This is a genomic window from Phocaeicola sp. HCN-40430 (assembly GCF_037890285.1).
GTDB classification, from domain to species: domain Bacteria; phylum Bacteroidota; class Bacteroidia; order Bacteroidales; family Bacteroidaceae; genus Phocaeicola; species Phocaeicola acetigenes.
This window is the reverse complement of sequence record NZ_JBBKBS010000031.1, coordinates 15,736-32,210: the sequence shown is the minus strand read 5'-3', so window position 1 is coordinate 32,210 and position 16,475 is coordinate 15,736. Positions and strand designations below refer to the sequence as shown.

Below are 16,475 nucleotides of genomic sequence, written 5' to 3'. Positions count from 1 at the left end.
ATTTTAATGCTCGATACAATAGGATAAATTGTATTTATACTTTTACTTATTTTACAAAATCGGCCCAGTTTGTCAAACGCATGTCACCTTTCTCTATAAACACTTGATGCATACCCAATATAGCAGGCAAATAATGAGAAGTCTGTCCTTTGGTAGAGATCTTGAGATAATCCCACAATAACTGTTTATAGTCGGGGTGAGCACAATTCTCAATAACAGTTTTGGCACGTTCCATAGGGCTTTTACCACGCAAATCGGCAACACCTTGTTCTGTGACAATCACATTAACAGAATGTTCACTATGATCCTGATGAGATACCATAGGTACGATAGAGCTGATACATCCTCCTTTAGCTGTAGACGGACAAGAGAATATAGAAATGTATGCACTACGGGTAAAATCACCAGAGCCGCCAATTCCATTCATCATCTTCGTTCCACAAATATGAGTTGAGTTCACATTACCATAAATATCTGCTTCAATTGCAGTATTCATTGTAATGACACCGATTCGACGGACAACTTCCGGACAATTGGATATTTCGGAAGGACGTAGAATCAATTTATGGCGGAAGAAGTCCATGTTATCATAAATATCCTGCAAACAATCATTGGTCACACTCAAAGAACAGGTACTTCCAAACTTGATGCGACCTTCTTTTATCAGCTTGATTACTGAATTCTGAATAACCTCAGTATACATTTCGAACGGCGGAATGCTGGAATCTTTACCCAGAGCACTTAATACTGCATTGGCAATATTACCCACACCTGATTGCAACGGAAGGAAAGTAGAAGGAATTACACCTCTTCTCATATCTGCTGCCAGGAATTCAGCTACATTCTGGCCAATCTTATCAGTTACAGGATCTGAATCGTGGAAGCCACGAGCTTCATCCGGTATATTTACTTCAACTACACCAACTATCTTCGAGGGGTCTACCTGAATATAAGGAAGACCGATACGGTCGCTGGGGCGAACAATTGGAATCGGACGACGATAGGGTGGGCGTTCCATTTCATACAAGTCGTGCATACCGATAAGATTCTTGCTGTGAGCAGCATTCAATTCTACAATCACCCGATCTGCCAGGCGCGCTACTGTAGGAGTAATACCTACACCGGCTGTCAGATAGATACGGCCATCTTCTGTTATCTCACAAGCCTCAACAATTGCGGTACTTACATGACCAAGAAAACCTGAACGCAAACGTTGGGCCAATTGTGAAAGGTGAATATCTGTATAACGGATTTCTCCATTATTTACGGCTTTACGAAAATCAGCATTGGTTGTATAAGGAGCACGGAAACTGATTGCTTTTGCACGGGTCAATGCACCGTCACAAGAATCCCCTGTAGAGGCACCTGTAATAATACCTACCTGAAAATGTTCACCTCGTGCATGTTTTTCTTCGGCTATCTTTGCCAGTTCTGCAACAACTGCTTTCGGACTTCCTGCGGGGGTAAAACCGCTCAGTCCTAAAATCTCTCCATCTTTTATAAGGCTTGCAGCTTCGGCTGCCGACATAAAAGTAAAACTCATTTTATTCAGTGTTTATCGTTAGTATTAAAAAATATAGTTCGGTTATCAGATTCCAAAAATAGAAAAAATTCGGCATGTCTGCCATACTATTTATACTTTCTGCTAAAAATTTCAGAATAGATAAAAGCACGACGCGCTTCCTCAAGGGTACTTAGTTTGACAGAAGAAGACTGCTTGTTATGTACAGCCGATTCTATTGAAGGAGAGGGAAGTTTATCTCTCACCGGTCTGCTTATCTCCCTTTTCTTTTTCGCTCCAATTTCTGCATCAAGCGAAAGAGGAGATAGGGGAGTGTCCGGTTCTTCGGTCGATTGCTGCTTAAAAGTTTGCATACATTTCACCTTTTTCTCCCGGCTTTTCTGCCAAGCCGTAACGGCTATCACTGCTAAAACAACCAAAACCTGAAAGACTTCCATATCAAACAAATATTAAGGGTTTTAGCCAAAGATACGAATAATTCCTATATATCCTACCGGTTTTATGGAAGTTAACACGGAAAGAGGTATCTTTGCAAACAATAACACTAATTTTTATAATAAGAATCCTATGACAAAAGAAAACACAGGAGCAGACTTTAAATCTGCAACTGAACACGAAAACAAGAAACTGTTTATCGAAACCTATGGCTGCCAGATGAATGTAGCCGACAGTGAAGTGATTGCTTCCATCATGCAAATGGCGGGATACTCGCCTTGCGAAACACTTGAAGAAGCTGATGCGGTATTTATGAACACTTGTTCTATCCGCGATAACGCAGAACAGAAGATTCTGAATCGTCTGGAATTTTTCCACTCTCTCCGCAAAAAGCGCAAGCATCTTATTGTGGGAGTATTAGGCTGTATGGCAGAACGTGTAAAGAATGATTTGATTGAAAACCATCATGTAGATCTTGTAGCTGGTCCAGACTCATACCTGACACTTCCTGATTTGATAGCAGCTGTAGAAGCCGGAGAAAAAGCAATCAACGTAGAACTGTCTACCACCGAGACTTATCGTGATGTCATTCCATCCCGTATCTGTGGAAACCACATTTCCGGATTTGTATCAATCATGCGTGGCTGCAACAATTTCTGCCACTATTGCATTGTGCCTTACACACGCGGACGCGAACGTAGCCGTGACGTAGAAAGCATTTTAAATGAAGTACACGACTTGGAACAGAAAGGTTATAAAGAAGTAACTTTGCTGGGGCAGAATGTCAACTCTTACCGATTTGAAAGAGAAGGGGAGACAGTAACTTTCCCTATGCTGCTTCGTATTGTAGCCGAAGCAGTACCAGGCATGCGCGTACGCTTTACGACCTCACATCCTAAAGATATGAGCGATGAAACCCTCCATGTCATTGCAGAAATACCTAATGTATGTAAGCACATTCATTTGCCGGTACAAAGCGGAAGTTCCAGAATTCTGAAACTGATGAATCGTAAGTATACCCGCGAATGGTATTTGGAAAGGGTAGAAGCTATCCGTCGCATCATCCCCGATTGTGGCTTAAGTACTGATATTTTCTCCGGATTCCACTCCGAAACAGAAGAGGATCATCAGATGTCACTCTCGCTCATGCGCGAATGTGCCTACGATTCAGCTTTCATGTTTAAGTATTCTGAAAGACCGGGTACCTATGCATCAAAACATCTTCCCGATGACATTTCTGAAGAGGTAAAAATCCGCCGTCTGAATGAAATGATTGAATTACAGAATCAACTTTCGGCAGAAAGCAATGCCAAAGATGTGGGTAAGACATTCGAAGTATTAGTAGAAGGTGTTTCCAAACGATCTAAAGAGCAGTTATTTGGCCGTACCGAGCAAAACAAGGTTGTCGTATTCGACCGAGGTACACACCGCATCGGCGATTTTGTAAAAGTCCGTATCACAGAATCAAGCTCTGCTACATTGAAAGGAGTAGAAGTAACAGAATAAACTACCCGAAATAGATAATTGAATAGAGTAAACAGACTGAGGCTATATAGCCCAATCTGTTTGCTCTATTTTGTTTTAAGGAAGCTGTTGCCTATAAATTCATCACAAAGTCCGGGAATCCTCAATTGAATATTGTCCATTTCTTTTTGTCCTCCATTATTTTCAGAGAATATATTAAAAACGTTTAATAGAATAGGGTATATAATCAATTTATTTGTTATTTTGCAGCAAATTAGGGAATAAAGTGAATATACTAAATATAAATAAATGTCCCCTTTGTGGGAATAGCCAATTTCAGAAAGTGATGACCTGCACGGATCACTATGCTACCGGCGAAAAGTTCGACGTAGAACAGTGCAAGCAGTGCCACTTTCTTTTCACTCAGCGTGTCCCTGTAGAAGCCGAAATAGGTAGATACTACGAATCACCGGATTATATTTCGCACAGCGATACACATAAAGGCCTGATGAACCGGATTTATCATCAGGTACGCCACTATATGCTTTCCCGCAAGGCAAGACTTGTAAAGCACAGCAGCCGCCTGAACGAAGGAAATCTATTAGACATCGGTACTGGGACAGGATATTTCAGCCACTTTATGGCAGAAAAAGGATGGAAAGTAACAGCCATAGAAAAAAGTCCACAGGCACGTGAATTTGCCAAAGAACATTTTGGCTTAGATGTACAGCCTTCCGAAGCACTTTCATCACAAAAAGATGCATCATTTGATGTCGTTACACTTTGGCATGTAATGGAACATCTCGAGCATCTGAATGAAACATGGGAAATATTGAACCGTATTCTAAAGGAAAGAGGAGTTCTGATTGTTGCAGTTCCTAATCCTAACTCATTCGATGCCCAGAAATACAAAGAAATGTGGGCAGCCTATGATACACCACGACATTTGTGGCATTTCACTCCGTCTACCATGCAACAATTCGGAGCTAAACATGGCTTCATTTTAGCAGAACAACATCCCATGCCGTTCGATGCCTTTTATGTATCCATGCTCACCGAAAAATACAAAAAAAGCCGTCATCCATTCCTGAAAGGATTGCTGACTGGTACAGAAGCATGGTTTGCTTCACAAGCTAAAAAGGAGCGAAGCAGCTCCATTATCTACGTTTTTAGAAAGAAGTGATTATGAGTAAAAAATTGGTAGCTTTCTTCGACATGCAGTTCATCACTTCCAGTATCAGTACGATGCTGGTACTGCTTCTATTGGGATTGGTCGTGTTCTTTCTTATGGCCGCCAATAACTTATCTGTATATGTACGCGAAAACATAGCAGTATCAATACTTATCAGCGATGATATGAAGGAAGCAGAAATCACCCGTTTCCAGAAAGAGCTGAACGGATTTCCTTACATCAAGAAAACTACTTATATATCCAAGGCACAGGCACTGAAAGAGCAGACCGAAGCCATGGGTACTGACCCTGCCGAATTTTTAGGCCATAATCCATTCACCGCTTCCATTGAGGTCTCACTCAATGCCGATTATGCCAATGCGGACAGTATTGCATGGATAAAGGATGAAATACTTTCCCATAAGCACATACTTGAGGTCAACTATCCGCAAGATTTGTTGGATGCGGTAAATAAAAACATCCAAAAAATCAGTATTGTCCTGTTGGTTCTGGCTGCTTTACTGACTCTAATCTCATTTGCTCTAATCAACAATACAATCCGATTGGCTATCTATTCCAAACGCTTCCTTATCCACACAATGAAGCTAGTAGGAGCCAGTTGGAATTTCATACGCCGTCCTTTCCTCATCCGTAATATTTGGGTAGGAGTTTTAGCTGCAGCAATGGCTAATGCTTTACTAACTGCAATGGCTTATCTTCTGGTACGATACGAACCGGATCTGTTAGCAGTCATCACTCCTTCGGTAATACTGGTTGTCATGACTTCTGTATTTGTTTTCGGTATCATTATTACAACTTTCTGCGCCTTGATATCCATCAACAAATACTTGCGTATGAAGGTTAGCGATTTATACAGCAAATAAAAAAATCTATTAATATTTTATTTTTCATCAGTATGGACAAAAAGAACTTTGCCTTTGATAAGACTAACTTCATCCTATTGGGAATAGGGATGGTAGTAATTATTATCGGCTTTTTACTCATGACCGGACCTGGTTCCAATGAAACGATGTTTCAACCAGATATTTTCAGTGTGCGTCGTATAAAAGTCGCTCCGGTAGTTTGTTTCCTGGGATTTATATTTATGATTTACGGTATACTCCGAAAACCTACAGATAAAATAGAAAAATAAACATGAGTTGGATTGAAGCTTTAATCTTGGGTATTCTGCAGGGATTGACAGAATACCTTCCAGTCAGCAGTAGCGGACATCTTGCTATCGGATCAGCATTATTTGGTATTGAAGGAGAAGAGAATCTTACCTTTACCATCGTTGTCCATGTAGCAACAGTTTTAAGTACACTGGTCATTCTTTGGAAAGAAATCAGTTGGATATTCCGTGGATTATTCAAGTTTCAGATGAATGAAGAAACCCGTTATGTTATCAACATCATCATATCCATGATTCCGATTGGTATCATAGGTGTATTCTTTAAAGATTATGTAGAAGATATTTTCGGTTCAGGTCTGTTTATAGTAGGATGCATGTTACTTTTAACAGCTCTTCTGCTTACCTATTCCTACTATGCTAAACCTCGTATCAAAGAAAAGATTAGCGCAAAAGATGCATTCATCATTGGTCTGGCTCAAGCTTGTGCCGTACTACCGGGATTATCACGTTCTGGTTCTACCATTGCTACCGGACTTATTTTAGGAAACAAGAAAGAATCACTGGCTCAGTTCTCATTCCTGATGGTAATGCCTCCTATTCTTGGCGAAGCTTTACTTAGTGGAATGGAAATCATAAAAGATTCCTCTGCAGCCGGAGCAGAAATCTCTACTTTATCGTTAATCGTAGGCTTCCTGGCTGCTTTTGTTTCAGGATGTATAGCCTGCAAATGGATGATCAATATTGTAAAGAAAGGTAAACTGATTTATTTTGGAATTTATTGTGCCATTGCCGGTATACTGACCATCATACTCAGCTAACCCATTGTCCCCATATATAAAGAATGAATTTCAAAGAAGGAGAAATATTATATTTCAACAAACCGTTACGATGGACATCGTTTGCGGTTGTCAACAAGATAAGATATCACATCAGTCGAAAGTTAGGCGTAAAAAAGATTAAGGTAGGACACGCCGGAACACTTGACCCACTGGCTACAGGAGTCATGATTATATGTACCGGAAAGGCAACCAAACGTATTGAAGAATTCCAGTACCACACCAAAGAGTACATAGCAACCCTTCAACTGGGAGCTACCACTCCTTCATTCGATTTGGAAAAAGAAATTGATGCGACTTATCCTACCGAACATATTACCCGGGAACTGGTAGAAGAAGTGCTGAAAAAGTTCGTAGGAACCATCGAGCAGATTCCACCGGCTTTCTCAGCCTGCAAAGTAGACGGAAAACGTGCTTACGACCTGGCAAGAAAAGGAAACGAAGTAGAGTTGAAAGCCAAAACACTGGTCATCGACGAAATAGAATTGCTGGAATGTAACCTGCCGGAAATAAAGATAAGGGTAGTATGCAGTAAAGGCACATACATCCGTGCGCTGGCACGCGACATCGGTGAAGCGCTGGACAGCGGTGCCCATCTGACAGGACTCATACGCACAAGAGTAGGAGAGGTCAGACTTGAAGATTGCATGGAAGTAGAAAACTTCCCGGAATGGCTCGAGAAACAAGAAATAGAAGTTATAAACGATTAAGGAAAGAAAGGAACGCAAAAGATGAAGCTATCACAATTCAAATTCAAATTACCGGAAGAACGTATCGCCCTTCATCCGGCAAAATACAGAGATGAATCTCGTCTGATGGTAGTAAACAAGGCTACCGGAGAAATCGAACATAAAATGTTCAAAGACATCTTAAACTACTTTGACGACAAAGATGTATTTATCTTCAACGATACAAAAGTCTTTCCTGCACGTTTGTATGGAAACAAGGAGAAAACCGGAGCCCGCATCGAAGTATTCCTGTTGCGCGAACTGAACGAAGAACTTCGCTTGTGGGATGTATTGGTAGACCCTGCCCGCAAAATCCGTATCGGTAACAAATTGTACTTTGGCGACGATGACTCAATGGTAGCCGAAGTAATCGACAATACTACTTCACGCGGACGTACCCTTCGCTTCCTGTACGACGGTCCACACGATGAATTCAAAAAGGCTTTGTATGCACTGGGAGAACCCCCATTGCCTCCATTTATCAAACGACCGGCAGAACATGAAGACGAAGAGCGTTTCCAAAATATCTTTGCTAAAAACGAAGGAGCTGTTACTGTCCCTGCCGCAGGCTTGCATTTCAGCCGCGAATTGATGAAGCGAATGGAAATCAAAGGCATCGATTTTTCTTTCATTACCATGCATGCCGGTTTGGGCAACTTCCGAGACATTGATGTAGAAGACCTGACCAAACATAAAATGGATTCAGAGCAGATGTTTGTCAATGCAGAAGCATGCCGCATTGTCAACGAGGCCAAAGACCGTGGCAGCCGTGTATGTGCCGTAGGTACTACAGTGATGCGTGCCATCGAAACGGCCGTAGGCACAGACGGACATTTGAAAGAATTCGAAGGATGGACCAACAAGTTTATCTTCCCTCCTTACGACTTCTCGGTAGCCAACTCTATGGTAAGCAACTTCCATATGCCGCTGTCTACCATGCTGATGCTGGTATGCTCTTATGGAGGTTATGAACTGATTATGGAAGCCTACAACACCGCATTGAAAGAAGATTACCGCTTCGGAACATACGGTGATGCCATGTTGATTTTAGACAAATAAAAACACAACTGCATCATGGCAAAAGTATACGTAGGCTTAGGTACAAACTTAGGCAATAAAGAAGAAAACTTACGTACTGCCGTCTATTTAATAAACAGGAAGATAGGGAAAGTAATTTCCCTGTCTTCTTTTTATGAAACCGCTGCATGGGGATTCGTTTCCGAGCATACCTTCCTTAATGCGGCAGCTTGTATAGAAACCACATTATCTCCCACCGATATATTACACTTTACACAGGAGATAGAACGGGAAATGGGACGAAAACAGAAATCTGTACAAGGAGTATATTCCGACCGCCCGATAGATATCGACATCCTGCTGTACGACAATCTTACACTGCAGACTCCCGAACTTACCATTCCGCATCCCTTGATGACGGAACGTCGCTTCGTGATGGAGCCTTTGGCAGAAATTGCTCCCGAATTCATTCATCCTGTTCTTCATCAGTCTCTTTCCAAACTAAACAGACTCTTGCTCACTGAATCCGAATAAATTGCATCGCAATCACAAAGAAAAAGGTGTTAAACAGTTGTAAAATTCTGTCAAAATTCCGATATTGCGTACCCTTAGAAAACCTATTATACGCAATGTTATGAAGACATCTGGCTTAATGCTCCTTTTCTATGCAGGAGCATTCCTATCGGCAAATTCTTTATTTGCACAAGAAACACAAGTAGCCCATACAGACACTGTAACTACAGCTTTAGGTCGTGCACAAGACCTTCGTACTCTCCCTTTCCAGATTCAAAAGATAGAGGGGAATGAACTAACCCAAGTAAAAGACGCCAATTTCCTCCATTCACTGATAGGAAGAACCACCGGTGCCACTCTCAATCCAAGCTCTGCCGGAACAGGAGCAGGAGTACGTGTACGAATGAGAGGTACACGCAGTATTTGGGGCAACAACAATGTGCTGTATGTCATCGACGGAATTCCCTTCCCCCAGCTTTCCACCAATACCCTTTCGGCTATCTACACCGGATACGGGCTGACCGCCGATGCCATTGCTTCTCTTAATGCCGAAGATATAGAAGATGTCTCTATTCTCTCCGGTCCGTCGGCAGTCGCACTGTACGGAAGCGATGCCGCCAACGGTGCCATTCTTATCACCACCAAGAAAGGGAAGGCTACCCACCGGCCTGCCATTCATGTGTCTCAAAGCACTACGTTCAGCAAGCCTTTCGTCATGCCGGAGTTTCAGAATCAGTATTATCAGTGGAATACAGCTTCGGATACCGGAGATCCCACCTGGAATCCTTCCGACTTCTACCGTACCGGACACACCATTCAGAATCATGTCAGTCTTTCTGCCGGTACCGACATCAACCAAAGCTATTTCTCGGCTGCCACACAGCATGCCACCGGACTGATAGAAAACAATCTCTCCAACCATTACAACCTGACTTTCCGCAACAGCACCCATCTGCTGAACAACAAGCTGCATATTGATTTCGGCCTAATGTATATGCGCACCAAAGAACAGAATATGCTGTCGCACGGAGACGATTTTAACCCTATCATTCCCGTTTACCTCTATCCGGAATGTCTGAACTTCCGACCTAATCAATATGGACAAATTACCGGTGTTCCCTGGTACGAACGCTATGACCCTGATAAAGATTACTATGCCCAATACTGGCCGTATTCCGAGTGGCAGAATCCCTATTGGATTATCAACCGAAACACCTTTCTCAATAAGAAAGACCGTTTCTTAGGCAATATCGGTATCAGTTACGACATTACCCCCTGGCTTTCTGCCTCCGCCCGCGTACGCTATGATAAAGATGTAATAAAGCAGGCACAAGAACTTTACGCATCGACCAGTGCCTATCTCATCAACTCGGAAAACGGACTGTACGGGGAAAATAAAGCCGACCTGCACCAACTGTACAGCGACCTTTCCCTTGACCTGCACCATCGCATAGGAGCATTTTCGTTCAATGCATTATTAGGAGGAAGCATACAGAAACGGCAATACGATTTCGATTTGCTCAACGGAGGTCTGATCCAACCCAACGGATTCTCAGCCGACAATATTGATGATGCGCTGAAAAACAGTGTTTCCGAATCATTCGAAGATAAAAGGAAAAGTCTCTTTGCCTCCTTGCAGATAGGCTTTAAAGACATGCTTTACGTGTATGCTACCGGACGGAAAGAATGGAATGATTTCAAGTACCGCACTTTCTATTCGGAAACCGATGGATTTTATCCCTCTGTCGGAATAGCCTTTATTCCCACAGCTTTTTCTGCGATTCGCTCCGATATTCTGTCATTCACTAAACTCCGCTTCGATTACAGCGAGACTGGAGCTACCCATCAGTATGCCTTGATAGAAGGACTGTGGCAAAAGAACCAAAACTTCGACTACGAGGCACTAACACAAGGAAAAAGCCCTGTCGAAACCACCAAATCGTACGAAGCCGGCATCGACTTAGGAATGTTCCAAAACCGGTTGAACCTATCTCTTACTTTATATACCTCTACCACTCACAGTGTAGCACTGACCCAACAAGCGAACTATAACCAGTTAATGAATGCCACTATCGAAAACAGAGGAGTCGAAATGTCTCTCCAACTCAAACAGCCCTTAGGTCCTGTAGAATGGAATAGCAACCTTACTTACACACTAAATAAGAACAAGATAAAAGACTTTACAAATATCTCTTCTGATGGAACAGAAACAGATATCCCATCGTTTGAAATGATAACTTCTTATCACCCTATCGCACAGGAAAAACTTGTAAAAGGCGGCTCCATAGGCGACATATACGTCCGCGCATTCCGCACCGACAGCAAAGGAAACCTTGTCATCGGGAGCGACGGGTTACCGGAAAAAAACAATGAATACACCTATGCCGGTAATGCTGCTCCCAAGTATCAGATAGGATGGAGCAACGACTTCAACTGGAAAGGAATAGCCTTAAGTTTCGTTCTACAGGGAAACTTTGGAGGAAAAGGTCTGTCCCTCACTCAGGCGATGATGGACCAGTACGGTGTATCGAAGGCTACTGCTGATGCACGTAACAACGGCGGTGTATGGGTAGGACAGCAGCTTATCCCAGCCAAGCAATATTATAATTATGTAACTGGTCTGGAGGGGGTAGGAGCAGCCTATATATACGACGCTACCAATGTGCGTCTGGCAGAACTCTCGGTAGGATATACCATTCCTATGCACCGTTGGGTAAACTGGATACAGAGTATCAAGGTTTCGTTTGTAGGACGCAATCTGTGCATGATTTACAACAAAGCGCCGTTCGACCCCATGAGTACGGCCAGTATGGGCAACTTCATGCAGGGAATAGATTATTTCAACCTGCCCAGTTTGCGCAACCTCGGTTTTTCTGTCAGCATGGACTTTTAGTTCAAAAAACAATTTAGCTGACACAGTAAACTGATAGAAAAGACTCTTCAAGAAGAGTAAGTAATATTAGTCGTATAAAGTGTCCCACTGCAAGGAGACACCTGTCTCCTTGCAGTGGGACACTCGTCTCTTTATAGTGAGACGGACGTACCCTTACAATGAGACACCCTTCCTGTTTAAGTATCCAACGAGATAAAACATCAAACAAGATACAACTATTTCATTTATTTTCTATATTTGCTCACGAATTGGTTCCACATCCTTGTTCTAGGAAACGGATTAAAAGGGAATCGGGTGAAAATCCCGGACAGTCCCGCTGCTGTAAAGCTCTATACCAAACTTTCTGAAAAATGCTCATACCACTGATATACAATGGCTATATTGGGAAGGTTTCAGAGAGGGAGTCAGTCAGAAGACCTGCCATCATTCATTTGCTCAGTGCCCTCTGGGGTTAGGGAAACTGTAGCCTGTTTTTTCATTTTATAAGAACCGACATGTATAAGCAGACCATCATGCGTGCTGTTTGGCTGATGTGTATCCTTGTATGGGGACATTGTATCTCTATATATGCACAAAGTAAGCTGGATAGCCTACAACATTTGGGAGAAGTCGTAGTAACGGCACGTACTTTCCAAAAAGAAGTTATTCCCGTACAGCAACTGTCCGGAAACGAATTGCAGCGCCTCAGCTCACATAATGTGGCCGATGCATTGCGTTATTTCTCCGGAATACAAATCAAAGATTACGGAGGAGTAGGAGGCCTGAAAACCGTAAACATCCGAAGCATGGGAACCAATCATGTAGGGGTATTCTACGATGGCATTGAGCTGGGTAACGCACAGAACGGTACCGTAGACCTGGGACGATTCTCTTTGGACAACATGGAATCGGTTACGCTGTACAACGGTCAGAAAAGTGCTATTTTCCAACCTGCAAAGGATTTCGGCTCTGCCGGGTCTATTTATTTACAGTCGCGTACTCCAAAGTTTGAAGACGAAGAACGTTACCATGTAAAGACAACCTTTAAGACCGGTTCGTTTGGAGTAGTCAATCCCTCCATATTATGGGAGCAGAAAATTCACGACAAACTTTACAGCTCTCTCAGCGCCGAATATATGTATACCACCGGAAAATATAAATTCCGCTATCAGACTAAAGACGGATACGATACTACCGCTGTACGTCAAAATGGTGATGTACAGGCTCTGCGCGTAGAAGGCGGACTGTTTGGAAAAATAGACCAGGGATATTGGCGTGCAAAAGCCTATCTGTATAACTCCGAGCGAGGATATCCCGGTGCCATTGTACGCAACAAGTTCTCACACGAAGACCGCCAGTGGGATACTAATTTTTTCACACAGGGTACATTCAAAAAAGATTTTTCATCCCGGTACAGCCTGCTATGCAACGTAAAATATGCCTACGACTATTTGCATTATCTGGCAGATCCGAACAAAGATGAATCTTTGATGTATACCAACAATCATTATTACCAACAGGAAGTTTATGCTTCGGCTGCAAACCGGTTTACCATTTTACCGGGATGGGATGTCAGCGTGTCTGCCGACTATCAGTTCAATTTACTGAATGCCGATTTACAGGACTTTGTATATCCTCGCCGGCATACCGGACTGATAGCAGCCGCCACAGCCATTTCACTCGACCGGTTTAAAGCACAGGCCAGCCTGCTTGGAACTTTTGTACACGATAAAGTCCGGACAGAAAACGAATCGGCCCCCGACAAACAGGAATGGACTCCAGCTGTAGTCGCCTCGTATCAGCCATTCGAATCAGTCGACTTGAATATCCGTGGCTTTTACAAGCGTATCTTTCGAATGCCAACCTTGAACGACTTGTATTATACTTTTGTAGGAAATGTAGATCTGGACCCTGAGTATACAAACCAGTACAATCTGGGATTTACCTATAGCAAATCTTTTTCCCATAGTTGGCTTCGCTACATAGAAGTGCAGACAGACGTATATTACAACGAAGTTGAAAATAAAATTATAGCTACACCGACTTCCAACTTTTTCCGGTGGACAATGATTAACCTGGGAAAAGTGGAAATACGAGGTATTGACGCTGCCCTGCAAACCGGATGGCAAATAGGAAGAGAGTTCCACCTGAACGGAAGAATCAACTATACCTATCAAAAAGCACAGGACTTCACCGACCCTTACGATGAGTTCTATGGAGGACAGATACCTTACATTCCCTGGCATAGCGGTTCGGCAGCAGTAAATGCCAACTGGCGCTCGTGGGAAGCCAACTATAGCTTTATCTATACAGGAGAGCGGTATTCGTCGCAAGCCAATATTCTGGCCAATTACCAGCTGCCATGGTATACCAGCGACTTATCGGTAGCCAAAACCCAGCGAATCGGTCCGGGCGACTTGAAACTGACATTAGAAATCAACAATCTGTTCAACCAGCAATACGAAGTGGTGATTTGCTATCCTATGCCGGGTATCAATTTCAAACTCATTGCACAATATACTTTTTAAATGAAAACGGACTTTATAAAATTATTCCACCATACATACAGTTTTGTTCTATCTGTCTTCATCGGCTTCATGCTTGCAGGATGCCGGGGAGAACTTCCGGTCATTGAATCTGAAATAGAATATGTAACCGATCCCACTTTGCCGAAGTCAATCAAAGGACTCTATGTATTGAACGAAGGAAATATGGGAAGCAACAAGTGTACACTCGACTTCTTCGACTATAATACCGGAGGCTATCACCGTAACATTTATGCAGAGCGAAATCCCGGAGTAGTAAAGGAGTTAGGCGATGTAGGAAATGACATTGCTATTTACGGGAATAAACTTTTTGCCGTAATCAACTGCTCACACTTTGTAGAAGTAATGGATGTACGCACAGGGGTGCATATCGGAAGTATTAATATCACAAACTGCCGATACATCACTTTTAATGAAGGAAAAGCTTATATCAGCTCATATGCAGGTCCCGTGCAAATTGACCCTAATGCACGTCCGGGAAAAGTGGTAGAAGTAGATGTCAATACCTTGCAAATTACGCGGGAAGTGGTAGTTGGATACCAGCCGGAAGAAATGGTAATCAACAACGGCAGACTATATGTGGCCAATTCCGGAGGATACCGTTTCCCTAATTACGACCGCACTGTTTCGGTAATCGATTTGAATACATTTCAGGTAGTCAATACCATTGATGTAGCCATCAACCTGCACCGCATGGAAATTGACAGGTTCGGACGTATCTACGTCAGCTCAAGAGGAGACTATTACGGTACAGGATCTGATGTTTTCGTAATCGACAGCCAGACAGAAAAGGTTATCGGGAACTTAGGAGTGGCAGCCAACGAAATGTGCCTTTGCGACGACCAGCTCTACATGATAAGTACCGAATGGAATTACATAACCGGAAGTAATACAATCGGATTTTCACAATACGACACTCAGAAAGAAGAACTGATTCCGGGCAATTTCATTACCGATGGCACAGAAAAAGAAATCAAACTTCCTTACGGAATAGCTGTTAATCCGGAAACGAAAGAAATCTTTGTATCCGATGCTACCAACTATGTAACACCAGGATACTTGTATTGTTTCTCCAAAGAAGGAAAGCTACGCTGGAAAGTTCGTACAGGAGATATTCCGGCACATTTTGCCTTTACGACACAAGATTTTAATTAAATACTAAATAAAGAATAGATCTTATGAAAACAAAGTTACAACATTCAGCCTGGTCAATTATAGCCGCAAGTAGCCTGATGGCGGGAACTATGATATCTTGCTCTTCCGAGTACGACCCTAATGAAAAACCTGAAGTCTGTCCTCCAGGAAGTACACCCTATATTACTCAGGTTCTTGATTATATGCCAGCCGTAGGACAGCTGACCAACACCATACCCGAATACGAAGAAGGAGATACTCAGGAGACTATGAATCAGAAGGTTTTAGAAGCCATCGGTCACAACAGGAAAGGCATGATCTCTTTAGGAGGATATGGAGGATATGTGACTGTAGGATTCGATCACACCATTGAAAACAAAGACGGGCTATGCGATTTTCGAGTATTGGGAAATGCCTTTTACTCTGCTGCTAACCCTAACCCTGATGCCCCGATAGGAGGAAGCTCAGAACCAGGCATCATCATGGTTGCCTATGATAAAAATGGGAATAAACAGCCGGACGCAGACGAATGGTACGAGATAGCCGGAAGTGCTCACCGAAATCCTTCGGGAGAAGCCTGGTACACTCTGGCGCAAAATGCAGGAAACGATGTCCATCTGTATAAAGGATATGAAATTACCTATTATCGTCCGGAAAAAGTACCTACAACACCGGAAGAGAAGGAAAAATACATCCGATGGGAAGACAATCAGGGTAACAGTGGTTATAAAGTGATGAATCAGTTTTACAGCCAACCTTATTTCCCGCAATGGGTGAATGCCGATAAACTTACCTTCAAAGGAACCTGCCTTCCACAAAACGGAATTGATGAAAGCGGCCAAGGCAACTATTTTGTATTATATAAATTTCAGTATGGATACGCTGACAATGCAATGAACACAGAAACAGAAGCAGCTATTGACATTGACTGGGCTGTAGATGCACAGGGAAATCCCGCTCATCTTCCCGGAGTAGATTTCATAAAAATATATACAGGTATCAACCAGGAAAATGGATGGATAGGAGAGTGCTCTACAGAAATATCAGGCGTAGAGGATTTACATTTGCTGAAAGAAGAAATCAGATCACTTTATTAATACTAATC

14 protein-coding genes and 1 riboswitch are annotated in these 16,475 nt (G+C 42.7%); of the genes, 12 read left to right on the top strand and 2 right to left on the bottom strand.

The features are described from left to right. Positions 1-46 precede the first annotated feature (46 nt). Both WKU26_RS11710 and WKU26_RS11705 read right to left on the bottom strand, forming a co-directional pair. Entirely contained in the window at positions 47-1,543 is a 1,497-nt protein-coding gene (locus WKU26_RS11710) for an acetyl-CoA hydrolase/transferase family protein (RefSeq protein WP_340322143.1), read from the bottom strand. Positions 1,544-1,629: 86 nt separating this feature from the next. Further along, a complete protein-coding gene (locus WKU26_RS11705) occupies positions 1,630-1,875 on the bottom strand; it encodes a hypothetical protein (protein WP_340322142.1) in 246 nt (81 codons plus the stop codon). A gap of 214 nt (positions 1,876-2,089) precedes the next feature. On the opposite strand from WKU26_RS11705, the gene miaB reads away from it, so the two are divergent. The 12 genes from miaB to WKU26_RS11645 all read left to right on the top strand — a co-directional run bounded on the left by miaB (position 2,090) and on the right by WKU26_RS11645 (position 16,467). After that, complete coding sequence (miaB, locus tag WKU26_RS11700) at positions 2,090-3,463, top strand: tRNA (N6-isopentenyl adenosine(37)-C2)-methylthiotransferase MiaB (protein ID WP_340322141.1); 1,374 nt, start codon at positions 2,090-2,092, stop codon at positions 3,461-3,463. 244 nt (positions 3,464-3,707) lie between these two features. Beyond that, positions 3,708-4,604, top strand: a complete 897-nt coding sequence (locus WKU26_RS11695; RefSeq protein WP_340322140.1) for a class I SAM-dependent methyltransferase — start codon at positions 3,708-3,710, stop codon at positions 4,602-4,604. Positions 4,605-4,606: 2 nt separating this feature from the next. Then, entirely contained in the window at positions 4,607-5,476 is an 870-nt protein-coding gene (locus tag WKU26_RS11690; RefSeq protein ID WP_340322139.1) for a cell division protein FtsX, read from the top strand. A 32-nt stretch (positions 5,477-5,508) separates the two neighbouring features. Then, complete coding sequence (locus tag WKU26_RS11685) at positions 5,509-5,745, top strand: DUF3098 domain-containing protein (RefSeq protein WP_178267173.1); 237 nt, start codon at positions 5,509-5,511, stop codon at positions 5,743-5,745. A gap of 2 nt (positions 5,746-5,747) precedes the next feature. Then, positions 5,748-6,542 carry an undecaprenyl-diphosphate phosphatase gene (locus tag WKU26_RS11680; RefSeq protein ID WP_340322138.1) on the top strand — a complete coding sequence of 265 codons (795 nt, stop codon included), beginning with the start codon at positions 5,748-5,750 and terminating at the stop codon, positions 6,540-6,542. Between the two features lie 23 nt (positions 6,543-6,565). Beyond that, complete coding sequence (gene truB / locus WKU26_RS11675) at positions 6,566-7,270, top strand: tRNA pseudouridine(55) synthase TruB (RefSeq protein ID WP_340322137.1); 705 nt, start codon at positions 6,566-6,568, stop codon at positions 7,268-7,270. Positions 7,271-7,291: 21 nt separating this feature from the next. Then, positions 7,292-8,347, top strand: a complete 1,056-nt coding sequence (gene queA / locus WKU26_RS11670) for a tRNA preQ1(34) S-adenosylmethionine ribosyltransferase-isomerase QueA (RefSeq protein WP_340322136.1) — start codon at positions 7,292-7,294, stop codon at positions 8,345-8,347. A 15-nt stretch (positions 8,348-8,362) separates the two neighbouring features. Further along, a complete protein-coding gene (gene folK, locus WKU26_RS11665) occupies positions 8,363-8,839 on the top strand; it encodes a 2-amino-4-hydroxy-6-hydroxymethyldihydropteridine diphosphokinase (protein ID WP_340322135.1) in 477 nt (158 codons plus the stop codon). A 100-nt stretch (positions 8,840-8,939) separates the two neighbouring features. After that, positions 8,940-11,711, top strand: coding sequence for a SusC/RagA family TonB-linked outer membrane protein (locus tag WKU26_RS11660; RefSeq protein WP_340322134.1), 2,772 nt, complete (start codon positions 8,940-8,942; stop codon positions 11,709-11,711). Between the two features lie 232 nt (positions 11,712-11,943). Continuing rightward, a riboswitch (cobalamin riboswitch) is annotated at positions 11,944-12,152 on the top strand. A 53-nt stretch (positions 12,153-12,205) separates the two neighbouring features. Then, positions 12,206-14,218 carry a TonB-dependent receptor gene (locus tag WKU26_RS11655; protein WP_445323247.1) on the top strand — a complete coding sequence of 671 codons (2,013 nt, stop codon included), beginning with the start codon at positions 12,206-12,208 and terminating at the stop codon, positions 14,216-14,218. A 69-nt stretch (positions 14,219-14,287) separates the two neighbouring features. Next, complete coding sequence (locus WKU26_RS11650; protein WP_340322145.1) at positions 14,288-15,391, top strand: DUF5074 domain-containing protein; 1,104 nt, start codon at positions 14,288-14,290, stop codon at positions 15,389-15,391. Positions 15,392-15,468: 77 nt separating this feature from the next. Next, positions 15,469-16,467: a PKD domain-containing protein gene (locus WKU26_RS11645; protein ID WP_445323248.1), complete on the top strand. Its 999-nt coding sequence runs from the start codon at positions 15,469-15,471 to the stop codon at positions 16,465-16,467. Positions 16,468-16,475 lie beyond the last annotated feature (8 nt).

Excerpts from the sequence above, each read along its gene's own strand:
- WKU26_RS11710 (WP_340322143.1), bottom strand. The coding sequence starts at position 1,543 with ATGAGTTTTACTTTTATGTCGGCAGCCGAAGCTGCAAGCCTTATAAAA.
- WKU26_RS11705 (WP_340322142.1), bottom strand. The coding sequence starts at position 1,875 with ATGCAAACTTTTAAGCAGCAATCGACCGAAGAACCGGACACTCCCCTA.
- miaB (WP_340322141.1), top strand. The coding sequence starts at position 2,090 with ATGACAAAAGAAAACACAGGAGCAGACTTTAAATCTGCAACTGAACAC.
- WKU26_RS11690 (WP_340322139.1), top strand. The coding sequence starts at position 4,607 with ATGAGTAAAAAATTGGTAGCTTTCTTCGACATGCAGTTCATCACTTCC.
- WKU26_RS11685 (WP_178267173.1), top strand. The coding sequence starts at position 5,509 with ATGGACAAAAAGAACTTTGCCTTTGATAAGACTAACTTCATCCTATTG.
- WKU26_RS11680 (WP_340322138.1), top strand. The coding sequence starts at position 5,748 with ATGAGTTGGATTGAAGCTTTAATCTTGGGTATTCTGCAGGGATTGACA.
- truB (WP_340322137.1), top strand. The coding sequence starts at position 6,566 with ATGAATTTCAAAGAAGGAGAAATATTATATTTCAACAAACCGTTACGA.
- queA (WP_340322136.1), top strand. The coding sequence starts at position 7,292 with ATGAAGCTATCACAATTCAAATTCAAATTACCGGAAGAACGTATCGCC.
- folK (WP_340322135.1), top strand. The coding sequence starts at position 8,363 with ATGGCAAAAGTATACGTAGGCTTAGGTACAAACTTAGGCAATAAAGAA.
- WKU26_RS11660 (WP_340322134.1), top strand. The coding sequence starts at position 8,940 with ATGAAGACATCTGGCTTAATGCTCCTTTTCTATGCAGGAGCATTCCTA.
- WKU26_RS11655 (WP_445323247.1), top strand. The coding sequence starts at position 12,206 with ATGTATAAGCAGACCATCATGCGTGCTGTTTGGCTGATGTGTATCCTT.
- WKU26_RS11650 (WP_340322145.1), top strand. The coding sequence starts at position 14,288 with ATGCTTGCAGGATGCCGGGGAGAACTTCCGGTCATTGAATCTGAAATA.
- WKU26_RS11645 (WP_445323248.1), top strand. The coding sequence starts at position 15,469 with ATGGCGGGAACTATGATATCTTGCTCTTCCGAGTACGACCCTAATGAA.